The 20375-nt window shown below is 63.8% G+C and carries 22 protein-coding genes; 7 read left to right on the top strand and 15 right to left on the bottom strand.

Going from position 1 to position 20375, the window contains the following annotated elements; translation table 11 throughout:
* Positions 1-30: 30 nt before the first annotated feature.
* From A3AC_RS0100995 to ehuR, 6 genes are all read right to left on the bottom strand, one after another.
* Positions 31-522 carry an Lrp/AsnC family transcriptional regulator gene (locus A3AC_RS0100995; RefSeq protein ID WP_025596606.1) on the bottom strand — a complete coding sequence of 164 codons (492 nt, stop codon included), beginning with the start codon at positions 520-522 and terminating at the stop codon, positions 31-33.
* Positions 523-527: 5 nt separating this feature from the next.
* Positions 528-1550, bottom strand: a complete 1023-nt coding sequence (doeB, locus tag A3AC_RS0100990; protein WP_025596605.1) for a N(2)-acetyl-L-2,4-diaminobutanoate deacetylase DoeB — start codon at positions 1548-1550, stop codon at positions 528-530.
* Positions 1551-1555: 5 nt separating this feature from the next.
* Complete coding sequence (gene doeA / locus A3AC_RS0100985; RefSeq protein ID WP_025596604.1) at positions 1556-2782, bottom strand: ectoine hydrolase DoeA; 1227 nt, start codon at positions 2780-2782, stop codon at positions 1556-1558.
* Between the two features lie 9 nt (positions 2783-2791).
* On the bottom strand, positions 2792-3793 hold the full coding sequence (locus tag A3AC_RS0100980; protein ID WP_025596603.1) for a cyclodeaminase: 1002 nt from the start codon (positions 3791-3793) through the stop codon (positions 2792-2794).
* Entirely contained in the window at positions 3790-4785 is a 996-nt protein-coding gene (eutB, locus tag A3AC_RS0100975; RefSeq protein ID WP_025596602.1) for a hydroxyectoine utilization dehydratase EutB, read from the bottom strand. The genes A3AC_RS0100980 and eutB overlap by 4 nt, the downstream gene beginning before the upstream one ends.
* Before the next feature lie 174 nt (positions 4786-4959).
* Entirely contained in the window at positions 4960-6357 is a 1398-nt protein-coding gene (gene ehuR, locus A3AC_RS0100970) for a MocR-like ectoine utilization transcription factor EhuR (RefSeq protein WP_025596601.1), read from the bottom strand.
* A 376-nt stretch (positions 6358-6733) separates the two neighbouring features.
* Between ehuR and ehuB the strand changes: the two genes are divergently transcribed.
* The 4 genes from ehuB to ehuA all read left to right on the top strand — a co-directional run bounded on the left by ehuB (position 6734) and on the right by ehuA (position 9881).
* A complete protein-coding gene (gene ehuB / locus A3AC_RS0100965; RefSeq protein WP_025596600.1) occupies positions 6734-7588 on the top strand; it encodes an ectoine/hydroxyectoine ABC transporter substrate-binding protein EhuB in 855 nt (284 codons plus the stop codon).
* 87 nt (positions 7589-7675) lie between these two features.
* A complete protein-coding gene (gene ehuC, locus A3AC_RS0100960; protein WP_025596599.1) occupies positions 7676-8335 on the top strand; it encodes an ectoine/hydroxyectoine ABC transporter permease subunit EhuC in 660 nt (219 codons plus the stop codon).
* On the top strand, positions 8332-8991 hold the full coding sequence (gene ehuD, locus A3AC_RS0100955; protein WP_025596598.1) for an ectoine/hydroxyectoine ABC transporter permease subunit EhuD: 660 nt from the start codon (positions 8332-8334) through the stop codon (positions 8989-8991). The genes ehuC and ehuD overlap by 4 nt, the downstream gene beginning before the upstream one ends.
* Positions 8992-9053: 62 nt before the next feature.
* Positions 9054-9881, top strand: a complete 828-nt coding sequence (gene ehuA / locus A3AC_RS0100950; protein WP_035474638.1) for an ectoine/hydroxyectoine ABC transporter ATP-binding protein EhuA — start codon at positions 9054-9056, stop codon at positions 9879-9881.
* A gap of 160 nt (positions 9882-10041) precedes the next feature.
* Here ehuA and A3AC_RS0100945 read toward each other — a convergent pair whose 3' ends face one another.
* The 4 genes from A3AC_RS0100945 to A3AC_RS0100930 are packed head-to-tail and all read right to left on the bottom strand — an operon-like array spanning position 10042 to position 13387.
* A complete protein-coding gene (locus A3AC_RS0100945; protein WP_025596596.1) occupies positions 10042-10806 on the bottom strand; it encodes a phosphocholine cytidylyltransferase family protein in 765 nt (254 codons plus the stop codon).
* Positions 10807-10833: 27 nt separating this feature from the next.
* A complete protein-coding gene (locus A3AC_RS0100940) occupies positions 10834-11859 on the bottom strand; it encodes a lysylphosphatidylglycerol synthase domain-containing protein (RefSeq protein WP_025596595.1) in 1026 nt (341 codons plus the stop codon).
* A complete protein-coding gene (locus A3AC_RS0100935; protein WP_025596594.1) occupies positions 11856-12680 on the bottom strand; it encodes a HalD/BesD family halogenase in 825 nt (274 codons plus the stop codon). Before A3AC_RS0100935 ends, A3AC_RS0100940 begins: the two co-directional genes overlap by 4 nt.
* Complete coding sequence (locus A3AC_RS0100930) at positions 12677-13387, bottom strand: CDP-alcohol phosphatidyltransferase family protein (RefSeq protein ID WP_025596593.1); 711 nt, start codon at positions 13385-13387, stop codon at positions 12677-12679. The genes A3AC_RS0100935 and A3AC_RS0100930 overlap by 4 nt, the downstream gene beginning before the upstream one ends.
* 269 nt (positions 13388-13656) lie before the next feature.
* Between A3AC_RS0100930 and A3AC_RS0100925 the strand changes: the two genes are divergently transcribed.
* Positions 13657-14115 (top strand): hypothetical protein, encoded by a 459-nt coding sequence (locus tag A3AC_RS0100925; RefSeq protein WP_025596592.1) that lies wholly within the window; start codon positions 13657-13659, stop codon positions 14113-14115.
* 36 nt (positions 14116-14151) lie between these two features.
* On the opposite strand, the gene A3AC_RS0100920 is transcribed toward A3AC_RS0100925, so the two are convergent.
* Both A3AC_RS0100920 and A3AC_RS0100915 read right to left on the bottom strand, forming a co-directional pair.
* A complete protein-coding gene (locus A3AC_RS0100920) occupies positions 14152-16107 on the bottom strand; it encodes a PhoX family protein (protein WP_025596591.1) in 1956 nt (651 codons plus the stop codon).
* Positions 16108-16292: 185 nt separating this feature from the next.
* Positions 16293-16853, bottom strand: coding sequence for a hypothetical protein (locus A3AC_RS0100915; RefSeq protein ID WP_025596590.1), 561 nt, complete (start codon positions 16851-16853; stop codon positions 16293-16295).
* Between the two features lie 262 nt (positions 16854-17115).
* On the opposite strand from A3AC_RS0100915, the gene A3AC_RS0100910 reads away from it, so the two are divergent.
* Both A3AC_RS0100910 and A3AC_RS0100905 read left to right on the top strand, forming a co-directional pair.
* Entirely contained in the window at positions 17116-17604 is a 489-nt protein-coding gene (locus A3AC_RS0100910; RefSeq protein WP_442856437.1) for a sugar ABC transporter ATPase, read from the top strand.
* 34 nt (positions 17605-17638) lie between these two features.
* Positions 17639-18157, top strand: a complete 519-nt coding sequence (locus A3AC_RS0100905) for a metal-dependent hydrolase (protein ID WP_025596588.1) — start codon at positions 17639-17641, stop codon at positions 18155-18157.
* 66 nt (positions 18158-18223) lie between these two features.
* On the opposite strand, the gene A3AC_RS0100895 is transcribed toward A3AC_RS0100905, so the two are convergent.
* The 3 genes from A3AC_RS0100895 to A3AC_RS0100885 all read right to left on the bottom strand — a co-directional run bounded on the left by A3AC_RS0100895 (position 18224) and on the right by A3AC_RS0100885 (position 20355).
* Complete coding sequence (locus A3AC_RS0100895) at positions 18224-19072, bottom strand: helix-turn-helix transcriptional regulator (protein WP_025596587.1); 849 nt, start codon at positions 19070-19072, stop codon at positions 18224-18226.
* The gene (gene epsC / locus A3AC_RS0100890) at positions 19072-19995 is read right to left on the bottom strand and encodes a serine O-acetyltransferase EpsC (RefSeq protein WP_025596586.1); all 924 of its coding nucleotides are present in this window, start codon (positions 19993-19995) and stop codon (positions 19072-19074) included. Before epsC ends, A3AC_RS0100895 begins: the two co-directional genes overlap by 1 nt.
* A 126-nt stretch (positions 19996-20121) precedes the next feature.
* A complete protein-coding gene (locus A3AC_RS0100885) occupies positions 20122-20355 on the bottom strand; it encodes a hypothetical protein (protein WP_025596585.1) in 234 nt (77 codons plus the stop codon).
* Positions 20356-20375 lie beyond the last annotated feature (20 nt).

The following is a 20375-nucleotide window of genomic DNA, read 5'->3' as shown; positions in this document are numbered from 1 at the left end:
GGTGTTTTTTCGGCAGCGTCGCGGCGCGCGTCAGCTCTCGTCGCCGAACGTTTCCTCGGCCCACTCGGGAACACCTTCGGGCATGCTCTTCACGACCTTCGTGACGATGTACGTGAAGTACTTTTCGATACCCAACTCCTCTGTCAGCAATGAATCGATAAAACGCTGATAGTGGTCGATGTCGCGCGACATCACGTGCATCACATAGTCGACGCCGCCGCCCGTTGCATGGCATTGCACGACTTCCGGCGACGCGCCGATGCGTTCCTCGAAACGCCGCATATCGTGCGCCGTGTGGCGCGCGAGCGTCACTTCCACCACCACGCGCGCGCCTTTGAACGCGCGCAGCCAGTCGACGTCAGCGCGATAACCGCGAATCACGCCGCTGTCTTCGAGACGCTTGACGCGCTCCCATGCCGGCGAAATCGACAGGTTGATTTCTTCCGCGAGACGCGATTTCGTGATGCGTCCGTCGCGCGCAAGAATGCGCAGAATCGCCAGGTCATAGCGGTCGAGTTTCATCGCGCTCAGACGCTCACCGGTATGCCGCGTTCGACCACATCGGCCACCACTGCAACCGTATCGCCAATGCGTACAAGGCCCGGAAAATGCCGCGCGGCGAGCAGGCCTCCACGGCGCGCGCGATATTCCACCGGCGCAACGCCAGTGCGCGACGCGTCGTAGATGCGCGCGATCACCTCGCCGCTTTCCACCATCTCGCCGAGGTCCTTGCACAGTTCCAGCAGACCGTCGTGTTCGCTGGTGGTGAAGCAGGCACCGTCAGGCATATCGAGCAATATCGTGGTGCGTGGAGCATCCTCGTTAGGCGCGCGAGCAAGAATCCCCGCGTGCTGCAGAAAGCCCCGGACGCCGCGAGCGCCGACGGCAACACTTCGCGCCGTGGCCGTGCCGCCGCCGCCGAGTTCCGTCGATACGAACACCTTGCCCGCTTCCTCGGCCGCCGTATCGAAGAGGCCGACGCTGTCCAGTTCCAGCATCCGCATTGAATACGGCGCGCCGAATGCACGCATCGCCGATTCGCAGCGCGCCTGCTGCCGCTCATCGGGCAGCAGATGAATCGCGGCGAACGGCACGAAGTCGAGCGTGCGGCCACCAGCGTGCAGATCGAGCACGTAGTCCGCGAGCGGCAACAGATGGCGCTGAAAATAGTCGGCGATTTTCTCGGTGACGGTGCCGTCCGGTTTGCCGGGAAAACTGCGGTTGAGATTGCCGCGGTCGATGGGCGACGTACGGGTGCCCGCGCGAAACGCCGGGTAATTCATAAACGGCACGATGATGACGCGCCCCTTCACGTCCGCGGCTCGCAGCGTAGCCGCGAGCTGCGAGAGCGCGATGGGGCCTTCGTATTCGTCGCCGTGATTGCCGCCCGTGAGAAGCGCGGTCGGCCCATCGCCGTTGCGGATCACGGTGATCGGAATCATCACGGCGCCCCACGCGGAGGCGTCGTGCGAATACGGCAGTTTCAGAAAGCCGTGCTGTTCGCCGTCTGCGTCGAAATCGACTGTCGGCTGAATGGGTGATGCGCGCATATGCACTACTCCTTCACGAACAGCTTGCGCGGCGTGTTGCAGAACGGCTCGACGCCGTTTGCTGTAATCAGGATGCTTTCCGTAATTTCGAGGCCCCAATCGTCGAGCCATAAGCCGGGCATGAAATGAAACGTCATGCCCGGTTCGAGGACCGTCTTGTCCCCGGGACGCAGGCTCATGGTGCGCTCGCCCCAGTCCGGCGGATAGCTCGCGCCGATTGGATAGCCACAGCGGCTGTTCTTTTCGATGCCGTATTTGTGCAACACCGCGAAGAATGCATTGGCGATGTCCTCGCAGGTGTTGCCCGGTTTGGCCGCGGCGAGCCCCGCCTCGATGCCTTCCACTACTGCGCGCTCACCCTCGATGAAGTGCCGGGGCGGCTTGCCGAGAAACACCGTGCGCGACTGCGGGCAGTGATAGCGCTTGAAGCAGCCGGCGATTTCGAAGAACGTGCCCGCTCCTTTCGCAAACGGCGTGTCGTCCCACGTGAGGTGCGGAGCGGCGGCGTCTGCGCCGGTCGGCAGCAACGGCACGATGGCCGGATAATCGCCGCCGTGACCGTCCACGCCGCGAACGCCGGTCGAGTAGATCTCGGCCACCAGATCGTTCTTGCGCATGCCAGGCTCGATCCGCTCGACAATGCGCTCGTGCATCGTCTCCACAATGCGCGCCGCCACACGCATATATTCGATTTCGCGCGGCGATTTCACCGCACGTTGCCAGTTCACGAGGCTCGTCGCGTCCTGCCATTTTGCCTGGGGCAGATGCTGCACGAGCGAACGGTAGGCCGCTGCGCTGAAATAGTAGTTATCCATTTCGACGCCGATTCTGAGCGCGCCCCAACCGCGCGCCTCGATCACCTCGCGCGCAAGGTAATCCATCGGATGACGCATGGCGGACTGAACGTAATGATCTGGATAACCAACTATATGGTCATGCTGCATGAACACCGTGCGCTTCGCGCCGTTTGCGTCCTGGCCGCGGCCGAACCATACGGGTTCGCCGTCGAGCGCCAGCAGCACACATTGATGCACGTAGAAAGACCAGCCGTCGTAGCCGGTCAGCCACGCCATATTGGTCGGGTCCGACACGATCAGCAATTCGATCCCGGCGGCCTGCATCGCCTTGCGCGTCTTGCCGATACGTGCGTCGTATTCGGGCCGTTCGAACGGCAGGCGTACAGCCGACGCCTGATCGCTCACCTTGCGTTCCACTTGCGTTGTCTCGGACATCGTCCCCTCTTAGCGCTGCACATCGTTACGAAAAATCATTCCTGCTTTGGCGGCGTGCGCCCGCTGTAAAGCGAGCGCGGCGATCGCCGTGTCCTGCGCACCGGTGCCGGTCAGATCGCAGATCGTCACGTCGGTATCGTTTGTCCGTCCGACCGCCTTGCCTGCGATCACCTCGCCTAGCTCGACGATGCTGGCGTCGGCCTTGATCGCGCGCGCATTCAGCGCATGATGCAGTTCGCCAAGCACGCGCGTTTGCTGCACGCGGTCGCAGATGTAGCGCGCCGCGGCCAATGCGGCCGGCGCGATTTCGTTCTTGTGCTCGGCATCGGAGCCCATTGCGGTGATATGCAAACCGGCGTGCAGATGTGCGGCTTCAATCAGAGGCGTGCGGCTCGGCGTCGTCGTGATGGCGATGTCGGCTTCGGCGAGCGCGTGCGCGACATCGCGTGCGGCTTCGCAGCGCACGCCGAGCGTGGCCGTCATCTCTTCGGCAAAGCGCTGTGCGTTGGAACGATTGCGCGCCCACACGCGCACATGTTCGACACGGCGCACGAGAGTCAGCGCCTGCAATTGCAAGCGCGCCTGCTCGCCCGCGCCGAGCACTGCCACTTGCGGCGTCTGCTCTTTGGCGAGCCAGCGCGCCGCGACCGCGCCGGCTGCTGCAGTACGCACTGCCGTCAGATAGCCGTTATCCAGCAGGACCGCCTCGGTCAGGCCGGTCTTCGCGGAGAGCACCAGCATCAAACCATTCAGGCTCGGCAGACCGAGCGCGGGATTGTTGAAAAAACCCGGACTGACCTTGATCGCAAAGCTGTCGAAGCGCGGCAGATAAGCAGTCTTGACATCCACCTCGCCGTTTCGCGCGGGTAGATCGAGGCGCAAGATGGGCGGCATCGCGACGTCTTCGGTCGCCAACGCGAGGAAGGCCGCTTCGACCTGATCGATGGCCGCGAGATCGAGCGGCACCAGTTCGCGAAGCTGCGCTTCGCCGAGCAAAGTGATGGACGTCATGGGGTTTTGTCAGTATGGGATTGCGCGGGCATCGCATTGACGATACGGCGATGCAGCTCGATGTCGATATTGGCGCCCGTCACGATGATCACCAGCGGACCGCGCGCATCGTGCAGCGCGCCGTCGAGCAACGCCGCGATGCCGACTGCCGCCGCGCCCTCAACGACGAGACGCTCGTGCCGATATGCATGGACGATGCCGCGCGCAATCGAGTCCTCGCCGAGCAGCAGCGTGTCGTCGATGAGATCGCGGGTGAGTTGATACGTATAGCGGTTTTCGAGGCCGATACCGCCGCCGAGCGAGTCAGCCAGCGTATCGACTTCCTCGACCAGCACCGGTCGTCCGCTCGCGAGACTCGCATGCATCGCGGCGCCGCGAGCCATTGTCACGCCGCTCATGCGAATCGCGCGATTTGCGCTTTTCGCCGCAAACGCGACGCCTGCAAACAGGCCGCCGCCCGACAATGGCACCACGATATGAGCAACGTCCGGCACCGCTTCGACAATTTCCAGGCCGATGGTCGCCTGTCCCGCGATCACCTGCAGATCGTCGAACGGCGGCACATAAGCGAAGTCTTCTTCGCGCACGAGCCGCAGCGCTTCACGCTCGGCGTCGTCCTGGCTTTTGCCGACAATGCGCACTCGGGCTCCGAGCGCGCGCACCGCCTCGACCTTGTTATCCGGCACGAGCGCCGACATGCAGACGGTCGCTTCGATACCGAGCGCGCGCGCCGCATGAGCCACCGCGCGCCCGTGATTTCCAGTCGATGCCGTGACGACCTTGCGGCAACCCTGCCCCGCGAGTTCGGTCAGCGCATTGGTCGCGCCGCGCAGCTTGAAACTGCCGGTCGGCTGCACGGTTTCGAGCTTGAGGAAAACCGGCGTGCCCGCGATTGCCGACAGGCTCGGCGATTCGATGAGCGGCGTGCGCAACACGCGCCCCTCGATACGGCGACGCGCGCGGTAGACATCGGCCAGCGACAGAACGGACATGAACTCGGCCCTGCACAAAAGGGTTTAATTCGATGCTTCCGCTTCTGCATGACGCCTCGGGCGTCGAGCCGGCTGCGGCCACATCGTTTCGAATGCAGCCCAGTCTAATGTTCTAAAAAGCGATTTCTATTGTCCTAGTTCATTTCGCGCACTGCGTCTCAACGAGGCTGGCGGTCAGGTGAAATCGTGCACTTGCGGATACTGCTCAAAGACCTCGCGCATGGTTTCGAGCGCCGCCTTGTAGATTTCGTCGCTCACTTCGGCGCCTACGCACACACGCACCGCACTCGGCCGGTCAGCGCCGCGCACGAGGAACGGCTCAGCGGAAGTCACCGCAATGTCGCGATTGCGCAGTTCCCTGACGAGGCGGTCCGCCTGCCAGTGTTCGGGCACGCGCAGCCACGCGGACAAGGCTTGCGGATGTGCGCCGAGAACATAGGCGCCGAGCGTTTGCTGCAAAAGCGCCTGGCGTCGTCCCAAACGTTCGCGCTGAATCTGCACGAGACGCTCCGCTGTGCCGTCGACGATCCAGCGCGTCGCGACCTCGGCCATCGGCGAGGTCGCCATCCAGCTGCTCACTCGCAACACACTCTCCGCGCGCAGCGCGAGGCGGCGCGGCGTGGTCAGGTAGCCGATGCGCAAACCGGTGAGCACCGACTTCGTCATGCTCGTGCAATAGAACGACAACTCGGGAATGAGGCTCGCAATGGGCGTCGCCGGCTTCGCGGGCAAGGGACCGTACACATCGTCTTCGATCACATACACGCCGTAGCGCTCCGCAATGCGTGCGATCGCGCGGCGCCTTGAGTCCGGCATCATCGCGACCGTGGGGTTGTTCAGCGTGGGGGTGCAGACGAGCGCGCTGATCCGCTCGCTGTCACACATCTCCTCGAAATGTTCGGGGTGGATGCCGTATTCGTCGATTTCCAGGCCCTTAAGCGTGAAGCCGAGCACGTTGGCCGAACCTATCACGCCGTGATCTGTCAGGCTTTCGCACAGCACGGTGTCGCCTGGGCCCACGAGCGAGGCGAGCGCGAGAAAGATGCCGTGCGCGGCGCCATTCGTGACGAGCAGCGTATCCGTCGATGCGGGCATGCCCAGCGAAGCGAGCCACGCGACACCCGCCTGCCGATGATGCTCGAAGCCCGCAATCGGCCGGAACGCGCGAATCCACGGTTGGTCGTCGAGCGTGGAGAGTGTCGCGCAGACCTTGCGCCACATCGCGTCGTGTTCCGGCGTGTGAATGATGCGCGCAATCGAAAAGTCGACCACCGAGCGCTCGGCCGTATCGAGCATGTAGTTCGACATGGTTTCCGTAACGCGCGCCGCCACGAAACTGCCGCGGCCGACTTCGCAGCGGATCAGCCCCTGCCGTTCCAGCTCCTTGTATGCGTTGGTCACGGTCTGCACGCTGATGGCCAGCTCGGCGGCCACATCGCGCTGCGGCGGCAAACGTGCGCCGGCGGGCAGCGTGGCGCTTTCTATATCGCCCGCAATGGCCTTCACCAGCCGCTTGTATTTCGACTCCACGCCGTGCACCGCGCGCACCGCATCACGCCACTGCTCGATCACCTGCGCCTCCAGTGTTGCACTGCTCTACTCTTGCGAAGTGCCCTGTTGCGAGTGCCCTGTTGCGAGCGGCTCGTTCAAAGCCCCCTTTGCAAGCTCGTGGGCCCTCGTCGTAAACCCTTGCTGCCGGCCTCGCGGCAAGCCTGTCATACCGGCTGCCAATGCCTCTCATACTGCCGCGAAACAGGCCCGGAAAATTATTGTCCTAGAGCAATCGGATTAAAAAATTGGCTTTGTATGCTGCATTCAGGGTTGCGGCGGAAGGCGAGGCAAGACGCGGCATCGGCGGTCCTTCGCCCTGGCGCGTGCATGATGCGTCGCGACATTGATCACCCCGTTCATCACCTCATTCATCACCCACGTTTACAACGGAATCGATATGAAAGCGAAGCGCACTTCAGGATTGCTGGGAGCCCTCTGCGTCGCTGCGGCGACTCTGGCCGTGCCGGCGCAATATGCGTCGGCGGAAACGACGTTGCAGCGCATCCAGCGCACGGGCGAGGTGCGCATCGGCTATGCCAATGAAGCGCCGTTCGCCTACACCACGCCTGACGGCAAGGTGACCGGCGAATCGCCGGAGATCGCTCGCAAAATCTTCGCAAAGATGGGCGTGAAGAAGGTGGACGGCGTGCTGACCGAATGGGGCTCGCTGATTCCGGGCCTGCGCGCGGGCCGCTTCGACGTGATCGCGGCCGGCATGTACATCACGCCGGAGCGCTGCAAGCAGGTTGCGTTCGCCAACCCGCAGTATCAGATCCAGGACACGCTGCTCGTGCCCAAAGGCAATCCCAAGAACCTTCATAGCTATGCGGATATCGGCAAGCAGGCCGACGTCAAGCTCGCGGTGATGGCCGGCGCGGTGGAACTCGCGAATTCGCGCGATGCCGGCGTGAAAGACGCCCAGCTCATGCAGGTGCCCGACACGACCGCGCAATTGCAGGCGGTGCGCGCGCGCCGCGCGGACGCCGCGGCCGGCACCGCGCTGACCATGAAGGGCCTCGCCGCGAAAGCCTCCGACCAGGTCGAGGCGGTTGCGAATTTCACCGACGACCCGAAGCACACAGGCTACGGCGCACTTGCGTTCCGCCCCGAAGACACGGATCTGCGCGATGCGGTCAACAAGCAGTTGCATGAATGGCTGGGCACCGCCGATCATCTGCAGACCGTCGCGCCGTTCGGCTTTGATAAAACGAATGTGACTACGCGCACCGCTGCCGAGATCTGCGGCAAGTAAGCGAGCCGCGGGTGCACCGGCCACGGCCGGACCTGAATCCCAAGGCGTGTGCAGGCGCACACGCCGTCATGCAAGCGAGGAACCGCCATGCGTGAACTGTTTCCCCTGCTGCTCCAAGGCACGCTCGTGACGGTGGAGATTGCCGCCTTCGCAACCGTGCTCGCGATCGTGATGGCGTTCGTCGCGACCGCCGCGAAGCTCGCGCCCTGGGCTCCGCTGCGCTGGCTCGGCAATGCTTACGTCGAGATCTTTCGCGGCACCTCGTTGCTCGTGCAACTATTCTGGTTTTTCTTCGTGCTGCCGCTGCCGCCGTTTCGCATCGAGATGACGCCGTTTACCGTCGCCATCGTCGGACTGGGTTTGCATTACGGCGCATACGGTTCGGAGATTTTGCGCGGCGCATTGCGTTCGGTGCCCGGCGGACAATTCGAGGCGGCGCTCGCGCTGAACATGTCGCCGCTCGCCCGAATGCGCCGCATCGTGCTGCCGCAGGCGATGATCAACGCGCTGCCGCCCGCCACCAATCTGATGATCGAGCTGCTCAAAGGCACTTCGCTCGTCTCGCTGATCACGCTGTCCGATCTGACGTTTCGCGCGCGGCAGCTCGACGAGGCGACCTTCAAGACCGCTGAGATCTTCATGCTCACGCTCGTCATCTACTTCGTGCTCGCGCAGATTCTGGTCGCGTTGATGCGGCATTTCGAGCGCCGCGTGAGCCACGGCATCATCCAGAGGGCCGCCCGATGAACAGCTTTTTCGATCTGCACTACGCGGAGCAGATTCTGCCCGCTCTCTTGCGCGCGTCGATTTACACCATCCTCATCACGCTAGTCGGTTTCGCTATCGCGCTGGTGCTCGGGCTCGTTCTCGCCGTGCTGCGGCGCAGCCCCGTCAAGGCGGTGTCGCGCACGGTCGGGTTTATCGTCGAATTCATTCGCAGCACGCCTTTGCTGATTCAGGTGTACGTATTGTTTTACGTGCTGCCCGTGTATGGCATCACCATGTCGGCGTTGACGGCGGGCACCGTCGGCATCGCGCTGCATTACGCGTGCTATACGTCGGAGGTGTATCGCGCGGGCCTGAACGGCGTGGCGCGCGGCCAGTGGGAAGCGGCTTGCGCGCTGTCGCTGTCGCCGTGGCGCACCTACCGCGGCGTGATCCTGCCGCAGGCGATTCGCCCGGTGATTCCCGCGCTCGGCAACTATCTGGTGGCGATGTTCAAGGACACGCCCGTGCTCTCGGCCATTACCGTCGTCGAATTGATGCAGCAGGCCAAGAACATCGGCTCGGAGACGTTCCGCTACCTCGAGCCGATCACGCTGGCAGGCATCTTCTTTCTGCTCATCAGCATGACCTTCGCGCAACTCGTGCGGCGGCTCGAATACGGTTTGAGGTTGCCATGACCGTGAAGACCGACGTCGATGCCCTTACCCCGCCGCATTCGGCCTTATCCGTGGAGAACCCGATGAAACGAGACGATCCCGCTTCCGTACTCGACCCGCAGGCCGGCGTACCGGGCGAGGCGCCCATGGTGCGCTTTGTCGGCGTGACGAAGCGCTACGGCGCGCTCACCGTGCTCGACGAGCTGAACTTGGATATTGGCCGCAACGAGAAAGTCGCGATCATCGGCCCGAGCGGTTCAGGCAAGTCCACGCTGCTGCGCGTGCTGATGACGCTCGACCCGCTGACGGACGGCATGATCGAAGTGGACGGCGAGCCGCTCACGCATATGCGAAAGAACGGCGAACTGGTGCCCGCATCGCTGAAACACTTGCGGCGCGTGCGCAGCAAGATCGGCATGGTGTTTCAGAGCTTCAACCTGTTTCCGCACATGACGGCGCTCGCCAACACCATAGAAGCGCCGATGCAGGTGCTCGGCCTCTCACGCAAGGAAGCGACCGAGCGAGCGCGCGATCTGCTGTCGCTCGTCGGACTCGAGGACAAATGCAATCACTACCCGTCGCAGTTGTCGGGCGGACAGCAACAGCGCGTGGCGATTGCACGTGCGCTGGCCATGCGGCCGAAGGTCATGCTGTTCGACGAAGTGACTTCCGCGCTCGATCCCGAGTTGTGTGGCGAAGTGCTGAACGTGATCCGCCGCCTTGGCAGCGAGCACAACCTGACGATGCTGATGGTGACGCACCAGATGGGTTTCGCGCGCGAATTCGCGGACCGTGTGTGCTTTTTCTCGCAAGGCAAGATCATCGAGCAGGGTCCGCCGCAGCAGTTCTTCAGCGCGCCGCAGCATGAACGCACGCAGCAGTTCCTGAGAGCGGTGAAAGAAGCGGTGTAGCGAAGCAGCGCCTGCAACGCTGTTTCGTGTTGCACATACCCGCGGCCGATGCTGTTGCAAGGGCTTTAAAGACGAAGAGCCGGCATAAAGCCGGCTCTTCATATGCGTGGCAAGCTGGACGCCAGCTCAGCGCAAATTCAGCGCAAAATTCAGCGAGAACTCAGCGAGAAGCGCTGACGAGCGGCTGCAGCTGCGGCAGAATTTCGGTCGTGGCGCGCGCCACGTCGTTCGGGAAATCGATCTCGATCCACGGCGCGCCGGTCACGTCTGCGGTATCGAACACCTGGCTGCGCTCAAGCAGCAGATCGCGCACCGCTTCTTCGTGCGGCATGTTCGCCCGGCCGCTGTCGATGTAGCCTGCCACGATTTGCGCAAATCGCCGCGCCGTTTCTTCGCGGAAGCGGAAGAAGCCCACGGATTCGCCGATGGTGTCGTATTCCAGATTCACCGCGAGCTGCTTGCGCAACTCCACCGGCACGCCGTCTTTCAGACACAGCTTGACGGGCTCGTCACCGGCTTCGAAGCCGCGGTCGATCAACAGACGGTTGACCGTTTCGCCCGCCACCAGCGCGTTCAGAATGCGCTCGTCGTAGAGCACGTCGGCGTCCATCAACAGCACGTCGCCGCCGCGCGTGAGCGCCTCGGCCACCGTATGCACCGTCAGCACGCTGCCCAGGTCGTAGCGCGTGTTGAGCACGGTTTCAACCTTGTGCGGCCAGTTGATGCGCGCCAGTTCTCCCTGCACCGACTCGGGCTGAAAGCCGAGCGCCAGCACGACTTCTGTCACGCCGGCGGTTTCGAGCATCTGCAGATGCCGTTCGAGCAGGCTCATGCCGTCGAACTGCAACAGGCATTTCGGGAACTGGGCTTCCGGCGGTTGCTGGAGACGCAGGCCGAGGCCCGCAGCGAGGATGATGGCACGCATGCGCGGTCCTTTGAAAAGATACGGAGTTTAATCGACGGCGGGAACGCGCCCAAGGGCACGCCGCCGTTGCCAGCTTCGTTCGCTGAAGTGCAAGACCAGCAGACCCGGCAAGCCTAGCAGGATTTCGCGCGCGCGCTTGGCGAGCGACAGCGCGAGCGCCGCGTCGGGCGGCAAACCCACCAGCGGCGCAAGCAGCAGATAGCCGCCTTCCTGCACGCCGAGCGAGCCGGGAATCATGAAGGCCGCGCCGCGAATCGCCTGACCGAGGCTTTCGAGCAGCAGCGCATCGACCCAATCCACCGGATGGCCGAGAAAGCGCAGCGCGAGCCATACTTCCACCGTGCCAACTATCCAGCCCGCAAGGCTGAACGCGAAGCTCGCCACCACGCGGGTTCGCTCACGGTACATGGCCTGCACGGCGGCGTCGACGGCTTCGGCGCGCGTCACGAGCCCGGACCAGTCGCGCCTGCCGAATACTTTCGACAGCACGCCCAGCAGGCGGCCGAACAGCCCGCGCCGCTGCGCATAGTAAAAGCCTACGATCATGCCGCCCAGCACGGCCGTTGCAATGAGCGTCGCGGTTCGCAGATCGTGCAGCGCGCCGTGCGCGGCATAGGCGCCGAACATCAGCAGCCCGAACAATGCGAAGATGATCTGCGCCAGCGCCTGAGCGGTCGTGCTCACGGTGATGGCGGCGGCCGCGTCCCGCATGCGCATGCCGCGCTGCGACAACTGTCGCACCATCACCACGGGCCCGCCGATCTGGCCGGCCGGCAGCAGGCTGTTCACGGATTCGCCGATCCAGCGCGCGAACAGCGCGTCGCGCACCGGCAGAGGGTGATGAGCATGCGCGTTATCGCGACGGCGCGGCAACAGTGCCGAGATCGCGCCTGCATCGAGCGCGAGCGGCACGACGTGGAACGCCGCCACCAGCGCGAGCCCCCAGCCGGCCGCGAGGAGAGTCGACGCGACCGAACCGAAGCCCTGCCACGCGAGCAGGCCGACAAAGAGCGCCGTACCGATCGACAGCAGAATCAGGGCCGCCCGAGTCATGCGCGGTCCTCGCCACGGCTATTGCCTCGTGTCATTTGACGGAACACCTGGCGGAAGCCGAAATACGCAATGGCGTCTTTCATGTTGGAAATGAAGCGGCGCCACGGACGCATATTCGGGTCCGTGACGTATTCGAACGTGAGCGATACGCGCATTTCGTTCGGGCCGGCCGGCGTGATGCGATGACGCAGCTTGTCGCCGTCGAAAAACACGAGGCCGCCCGGCGGAATTTGCACCGAGCCCGGTTGATCCGGCACATCGGGATTGCGCGTATGCAGTTCGTAGTCGAGCCGGCACGACGATTCGTCGATCACGCCAAGCAGCAGCGTGTAGCGCCGGCCGTCGTAGTACGAAGTATCGTAGTGCCAGCCGATGTGGTCGCCCGGCCGCGTGTAGTAGTACAGCGCGTAGGCGTGCGGATCGTCGGCCGGCGACACTTGCAGCTTGTCGCCGCTCAGTTGCTCGAGCCAGCCGATCAGCTCCTTCGAGCGATACAGTTCGGCGATGAACGGCGCGAGACGGTCGATGGTATGACGGCTCACGCTGCCGCCCTGCTTGTGGCCGGGCAGGTAATTGCGGTTCACTTCGTCGAGCAGCGCACGCGCGCTGTGTACGAGCTGTGCGGTGACTTCCGGCGCGAGGAAATCCTCCATATAGAGGAACGCGCCCTGGTCGGCGAAGTCCTTGCGCAGGCGCGGATTGTCGAACGTGCGCGTGCGGCTCGCGACCGCGCGGTCGGCGTCCGGCGCCGCCTTAAGCGCAGCGACGGAAGATTCCTGGACGATGGATGCGGTCACGTCATCTTCGGCGTGTGTACTCATTTGCCCGCCCACACCTGACTCGTTTCGGACGCCGCCGCGCCCGCCGCGCCCGCCGCGGACGACTTCGCGCTACGGCGCACCACACGCCGGTAGTCGATCATGACCCACACGGCGAAAAGCGGCGCGCCGATAGAGGCGACGACGACGAACGGCAACACCACGCTCGTCAGCGTGACGATGGGCAGCAGATACAGCACGTCTTCCGTTTCGAAGCCGCCGAGTGCCGCCTGCTTCGTGCCCGCCTTGCCCGCCATTTCCTCGATACGCATGCGCAAGAAGAAGATCAGCGCGACAGCGACGCCCGCCACGGCGCCGAGCCAGCCCGGCCCGAGCGCGAGCCCGCCGCTGTTCGATGCGCCCGCGCCGATGCCCATGCCGACGAACAGCATAACGGTGACTAGCGCATCTGCCGCGAGATCGTAAAAATGACCGATGCGGCTCGACTTGCCGCCAATGCGCGCGAGTTCGCCGTCGGTGTGATCGACGAAATTGGACAGCACGATCAGCAACGCGCCGGCATTGGCCCACGCAAAGCCGCCGCGCGCGAGGCACAGCGCGCCTGCGACGCCAATCAACAGACGCAGCGTAGTCAGATGATTAGGGGACACCCGCGTATCGACGAGCGGTACCACGAGCCAGCGGGCCAACCGCGCGTCCCAGGTTCTGGGCGGCGGTACATTTATGGGAGTATGCGGTCTTGAATTCATAACCCGGAAATATATACGGGATCGCGAAAGATTGCTTTCTTCCTGTTAGTTTCTTTGCCGTCCCCCAAACCCGCCCCGGCGTTGCAAACCGCTCGCGCGTGAAGCAGCTTTGGCCGAATCGCGCTAAAGTGCGAATCCTGTTGCGCCTGCCCCGCCGGAACTCTTCGATGCGCAACGTCTTGCTGGGCTCGCCGGGCTGCGTCGAACGCCGCGCCGCGCGTTGCGAACACACTACATTGCGCTACATCGAATATGCCGCTGTCCATGCTATGAAACGCTTCTTTCCGCTTGCCGCCTCGCGTGCTTTCTGTAGCGTCGTCGTCGCTGTCGCGGCCGGCGCGCTTCCGCTTGCCGTTCACGCGGCCGCTCTTGACGCGCCGCTCGCTTGCAATGAAACCGGCCATCAGTTCATCGCCGATCTGGCCGGCCAGCAACTGATCGATCCGAAGCCCACGCGGGTCGAGAGCAATTCGATCAATGCATTCTCACCCGCGCAAGGCGCGGACCTGAGCGCGTTCGGCTTCCACGTTTTCGCGGTGGTCGGCTATGAGAAGGACGATCCCATGTTCCGCGTGGGGGAAGGCGAGCCGGTTGCGCGCTCGGCCTATGGCGTGGTGGTGTTCGGGAGCGAATCGAAGGTGAGAGACGCGGTGACGGCGGCCGGCGGCTCGGCAATCGTGCACCGCGTGGCGCCGCTCATCACGGCAATTTTCTGCAAGCGGAGTTGAGGCGGCGCAGCACGGCGCGCGCCGCCTCGCACGCGATTACAACTTGATCGACGTCGGATCAGCCGTCAGATAGCCGACCGTTGCGCCAAAGCGGTCCTTGTAGTTGGCACGCACCAGCGGATCGAGTGTGGCCTTGACCTTGTCGTGCAGCGGGCTTTCCCAGTCGCCGACGTGCTGGAAATTGCTCATCACATAAGTCCAGCCGTTGATTTCGTCGACTGCGTGCAGGCCCGTCGACTCCGCGCCCGCCGGGCACGACAGCACGCGCGAGAGCGTCTTCGTGTCGACGTTGTACGCCCACAGGAAGTTGTTCACGTGCATGCCGCTGTCCTCGCCGATGAAGAGCGTGCGCAACTTCTCCGAGAACTTGAGGTTGTCCGGGTTCGCGATGCGCTCCGGATTTGCAGTGTTGCCGAGCGCGTCTGCTACGGACAGGTCCTCGCCGACGAGCGCCGCTGGCGCCGCCATGTCGACCGGCACCCACTCGCTATTGATCGCGCCGCCGCTGCGGTCCAACTGGCCGCTCTTCATGTTCAGCGCGTACACGGCGCCGGCGCTGATGGTCTTGTCCACAGCCACGTCCGTCGACGCCGCGTTGCCGCGCACCATCGACTTCTCGATACGCGACATAGCCGAATACAACATTTTGTCCTTGATATTGACGGTCGTGCCTTCGAGCTTCGTAAAGCCCATGCTGCCGCCGGCGAGCGCCGCGTAGCGATGCGTCTCGAGGAAGGCCGCGGCCTTGGTCATCCCCGGCTTCACGCGAACCCAGTTGAAAGTGCCGTTGTAATTGATCTTCGTGTACGACGCGTCGACGGGGTCGGCGGTCTTGACGTCCATGATGTCGGCGGCGGTCAGCGTATTGGCAAGCGACTCGATTTCGGCGCTGGTCGCGTGGCCGAGGTTGAGCCACGAAAGCGTTGCCGCGCCCGCGCCGCTCGACGACACCTGCGTCCATTTGGCGACGTACAGCGTGCCCGCCGAGAGATCGGCCTCGCGGTCCGCGACGAACATGAAGAGGCCGCCGTTGGTGGCGTCGTCGCCCATTAGCACGGTGCGCCTGTCGGGCATCACCTGAACGAGTTCGTGCGAGATGCGGCCGAGGCAGTAGTGTTTTTTGATGCTGCCAGTGCCGTCGGGGTTGACCGTCACTTCCGGCAGATGGCCATAGTGATATGGATTCGCCGCAGTCTCGCTGCCATACAGGTTGCGGCTGAAGCCCTTGAACTGGCTGTTGGTGGCGATGGTCGCCGCGTCCGGCTCGTATTCCTCGCTCGACAGATGCGTGTTCCACGGCGACAGGCTCGCGCCGCAGGTGATCCACAAGCCATGCACCTTCGACGTATCCACATTGTGATAGCCGACCAGCGTCAGCTTGCCGGTCGCCTGGTCCTGATCGAGCGTCAGCACGGCGATCGGTGAGGGCAGCTGGCCGTACATCGACACGAGGCTCTGATCGCGCGTGGTGTACTCGAATTGCACGACCGCGAACACGGCCTTGCCCTTGATACCTTTGACCGTGGGACTGTCGAGACGGATCAGCGAGCTGCCGTCCGGGCAATCTGAATAGAACTGGCGTTCCTTGCCGGCCACCGATTTGTCGATGATCGGCTGATTGTTGATGTCCACATAGCCGCCCGCGAGAATCGTCCCGCCCTGAATGTTCGGCACCATGTCGCCGGTGATGAAAAACGGCTGATACGACAGCTTGAAGGTGCGGCTGCTGCCGTCGCTCAGCTGCACGGTCAGCGTCGAGCCGACCGTGGTCTTTGCCATGGCCGCGGGGTCGGCGAGCGTCGGCGCGGCCATTGAACTGAATGCCGCCGACACGAAGTTGGCAACCGGCTTGACCGGCGTTGCGAGATCGTTGCTGCCGCCTCCGCAAGCGCTCAACATGGACGCCGTGGCAAGCCCGCCCAGCGGCAGCATCGGTACACCGGCAAACAGTTTCAGGGCCTTGCGGCGGGAGAGATCGAACGGCTCTGCCATGTTGTCGTAATCCTGGTTGTGGGTGGCGTGGGTTGACTCACAGCCAGCACGACCCGGATTCAGACCGCATGATTCACGCTCGCGCCGCTATGACGCGAGGATTCTATGTATTGAATGTGAAAGTATATTGACAGCTTATGGTAATACTTCCGCTTGTGGGCGAACCACCGGTCCGCGCGCGGATTTCAACCGGGACGCCGGAATTCGTTCTCCACCCATGCCGTCGCGCTTGCCTTGCTGAGCTTGAAGTTCGGCGCGACCTGCACTTGCGCGAGCTGCTCGCCATACGCGTCCAGTGCGGTGAGCAGCGCGTAGGGCTCGTCTTCATCGGGCACGATGTCGAGCGTAATGTCGAGTTCGTCGTTGCCGTCCGCGCTCGATACGCGCACGGCCTTATGAAGTTGCGCACGCAACTGCTGCTCGTGGCGGCGCAACACCTCGGACGCGGTTTTCACGAGAGTGTTGAACGCGGCGGTATCGAGCGGCTTCGGGTCTTTCTTGTTGCGGCCCATCGTCCATGGGCCGACGAGCGCGGGCTCCGCTTCGCCGTCCTTGATCATGGCGACAGCCCAACCTTCGTCGTCTTCATTCTTGATCACGCGCGCGGTCCAGCCGTCGTCGCGCCACAGGCGGTCTTCATGCACCGTTTCGCAATCGCCTTCGAACTGCGCGGCGTCGTGTGCGGACGAGCCTTCCGTCGTGGCATCAACAGCAGGGGCGGACGATGGAAGGATTGGGTCGGTCATTGCAGGTTCACTCACTTTCGCTGGACATGTACACACTTCGAGCCTGCGATTCTACCTGCCTCGCGCATGCAAAGCGCCGCACTCTGACGAACGGACAAGTCCGCCCGGGTATCCCGCCATTGAACCTCCACATGACATGCCGGTATAAAAACCGCCAGCAACAGCAGCGACGTTTCAGCTTGTAACGGAACTGACGGTGCGAGCGTGCGCTCGGTATACTCGGGCGTCCGCTTTCCGATCGCGATTGAATTGTGCGCGCAGCATGATCGCCACACGCGTGAAGAGCGGCTTCGTCGCGAAGCATGGCGCTGCGTCAATCGTTGCATCGAGCGCGCTGCCGCTTCGCCCGCGCCCCACGTTCCCGCACATGACCGGGGACGCCGACGACATCGCCATGAAACGAATCTTCCTGCTTGCTCCCGCTGCTGTTGTGATCGCGACCCTCGCCGCTTGTGGCTCGTCCAGCGGACCTTCCGCACGCGACCCGTCGCAGCCCATGATCTACGTATCCTCGCAGCGTGCGCCCGCCTATATCGCCAGTTGCCTGCAAAGCCGCTTGTCGCGAGTGCGCCTGTCGCGCGTGGGCAGCGCGACTGAAATCGCGGTCGGCTCCGACTCAAACAATTCGTACTTCGTCACGCTGACGCCGTCGAACGCCGGCTCTGTCATCAAGGTGATGCATGGGGCGAATGCGCCCGACGATCCGCCGGAAGCAGAGATGCGCTTCAATATTGCGCGCTGCGCGACGTGATCTTCATACGCCGCGCGCCGGCCTGTAACTTCCAATGGCATCCAGCAACGCACACCACGCAACCGGTTTTGCGGCCGGCATCATTGCGGCGGCCCTTGTCGTGCACACCGGCGGCGGCCACGACGGCCTCTTCTATTTCGGCGTGCTGATGAGCTTCATCGCAGGCGTCGCGGGAAGCACGGCGCCCGACTGGCTCGAAGTCGCATGGTGGTCGCGCACGCGTCGACTGTGGATCGCGCACCGTACGTTGACGCATTGGGGCATCGGCTGGATTGCATTGCTCGCGGTTTCATATCACCAACTCGGGCATTCCATCTATGCGGCGCCCGCGTTCGGCTTCGCATGCGGCGGCCTGATGCATCTGCTCGCCGACTGGCCCAATCCGCTCGGCGTGCCGTGGATCGCCGGACGGCATTCGTTGAATCTATGGAACAGCGGTCGCTGCGATCTAATCGTGGTCGCTGCTTCATGGGCCGCAGCCTGGTTTGTCAGCCGGCATGCGGGGCTGCCCGGCACGCATGGGCTCGAGATGCTGAAGCATTTGAGGTTGTGACCTGCGGTTTCGAGCTTCAGGCCGAGGCGTTGCCCGCGGCCGCGCTCGTCAACGTCAACATGGACATCAACGCATGGCCGCAGCGTATGTCGCCGGCGTGATGCCGAAGAGGCGCACGAAAGCCCGCGTCATGTGACTCTGATCGGCAAAACCCGCTGCCGCAGCCGTGTCAACGAGCGATATGCCGCTTGCTATCAGTTGCCGCGCCAGCGCCACGCGCCGTTGCATCCGGTAGGCGTGCGGCGGCAGACCGGTTTCGTGCGCGAAAGCTCGCAGCAACTGGAAGCGGCTGATGCCCGCTTCGCCGGCGAGCTCGGCGAGGGTGAGCGGCGCGGCGGGGTCGTCGTCGATACGTGCCTTGGCACGCGCGATCGGGCCGAGCGAATGCGACGCCAACGCGTGCGCATGACGCGTTGCGTCACGGCTCGCATGCGTAGACAGCAGATGCGCGATCAACTCGAGCAACGCCTGCTCGCGCGCGAGGTTGTCCCTCGCGCAAGGCGGCCGAACCGCCACCGCAAATAGTCGTTCGAAGAGATGCTTGAGCAACGCATCGTGCACGACCGGCTGCGCGAGCTCGACTTCGCGCACCTCGGCCCCGCTCAATTCAGCTGCGGCGCCTACCAGCATCGACGGCTCGAAATACAGCATGTGCCAGGCGCGGCCGCGCTCGTCGAGCGGACTGCCGTCGTGCACTTCGCCGGGGTTGACCGTGATCACATCGTTCATGCGCGCTTCGACGGGACCGCGGCCGCTTGCCGACTTATGCCCGCCGCTGACGATCACGCCCACGCCGAAACGGTCATGCGAATGGCGCGGAAACGCGCGCGTGGTTTCGGCCACGGTCGCCTCCACGCCGGCTATCGCACAACGGGGCATGTGGACGCGGCCACGCGTCCCGTCGCGCGTGAGCATCAACGCCGCCCTTCGTCGCGCTCGCCTTCGCGCACCTTGCCTTGCGAAACACTGCTGCCGGGCGGCACGCTATGCGTGAGCCACACATTGCCGCCGATCACCGAGCCCCGCCCAATCGTCACGCGTCCGAGAATGGTCGCGCCCGCGTAGATCACCACGTCGTCCTCGACGATAGGATGCCGCGCATTGCCCTTGATGAGCGTGCCGTCGACATCCGCGGCAAAGCTCTTCGCACCGAGCGTCACCGCCTGGTACACGCGCACATGCTCGCCGATGATCGCCGTTTCGCCGATCACGACGCCCGTGCCGTGGTCGATGAAAAAACTCGGGCCAATGGTCGCGCCAGGATGAATGTCGATGCCGGTCGCGGAGTGCGCGATCTCGTTGATGAAGCGCGCGAGCAACGGCACGCCGAGACGATGCAGCGCATGCGCGAGCCGATGATGCGTCATCGCCCACACGCCCGGGTAGCAAAGCAGGATTTCGGTGATGTGCTGCGCGGCCGGGTCGCCGGTGAACGCGGCCTGAATGTCGCTCACCAGCAGCGCGCGGATGCCGGGCAACAGCGTGCCGAACTCGCGGGCAACCTCGAACGCGCGCTGGCGCAATTCGGCCTCCGACGTTTGCGCGTGTTCAGGCAGGAAGCGCAGCGCACGGCGAATCTGTTCGGCGAGCAGACGCAAAGTGCTTTCGAGCGTGTGGCCGACGTAGTAGTCGACGGTTTCGTCAGTCAGATCGGGCGCGCCATAGTGCGTGGGGAAAAGCGCCGCGCGCAGGCCGGCGACAATGCCGACCACCGCTTCGCGCGACGGCAACTCGCGAATGCCGAGCGGATGCCGCGTGCGATGCAGTTCTTCGCGCGAGGCGCGCAGGTCCGCGACGATCTGTTCGAGGCCCCAGTTGTGGGAAGGCACGTTAGGCATAAAAGACAGCACCGTGCGACGGGGCACGGTATCGGGTGATTGTTCCGAGAGATTACCGCGTTTTGCAGAGCCTGGCGCAGCGTTGCGCGAAGGCGTGCGAGCGGAGGAGCGAATGCAGAGAGCCGCTCAGATGGTCACACTGCTCGCGTCGATCCAGCGCACCGCCCAATCGCGCGCATGGGCGATGGCGGCGGCTTCGTCGCGGAAGCGCAGGTCGGTAGGAAAAAAACGGTTGGCGACGAGCTCGCCGTCGCTCGACCGCGAGATGACCACGTACGGCTGCCAACTGCCGTCGCCGGCGCGCGCCGGTGCGCAATTTAACAAATAGCCGCGATGTGTGAATGCAGCATCGAAGTGCATATGTCACCCGCCCTGACGGC

This window comes from Burkholderia sp. WSM2230 (assembly GCF_000472445.1).
Taxonomy (GTDB): Bacteria; Pseudomonadota; Gammaproteobacteria; order Burkholderiales; family Burkholderiaceae; genus Paraburkholderia.
Note: the sequence above shows the minus strand (reverse complement) of the source record. Positions and strands in the feature narration are given on the sequence as shown.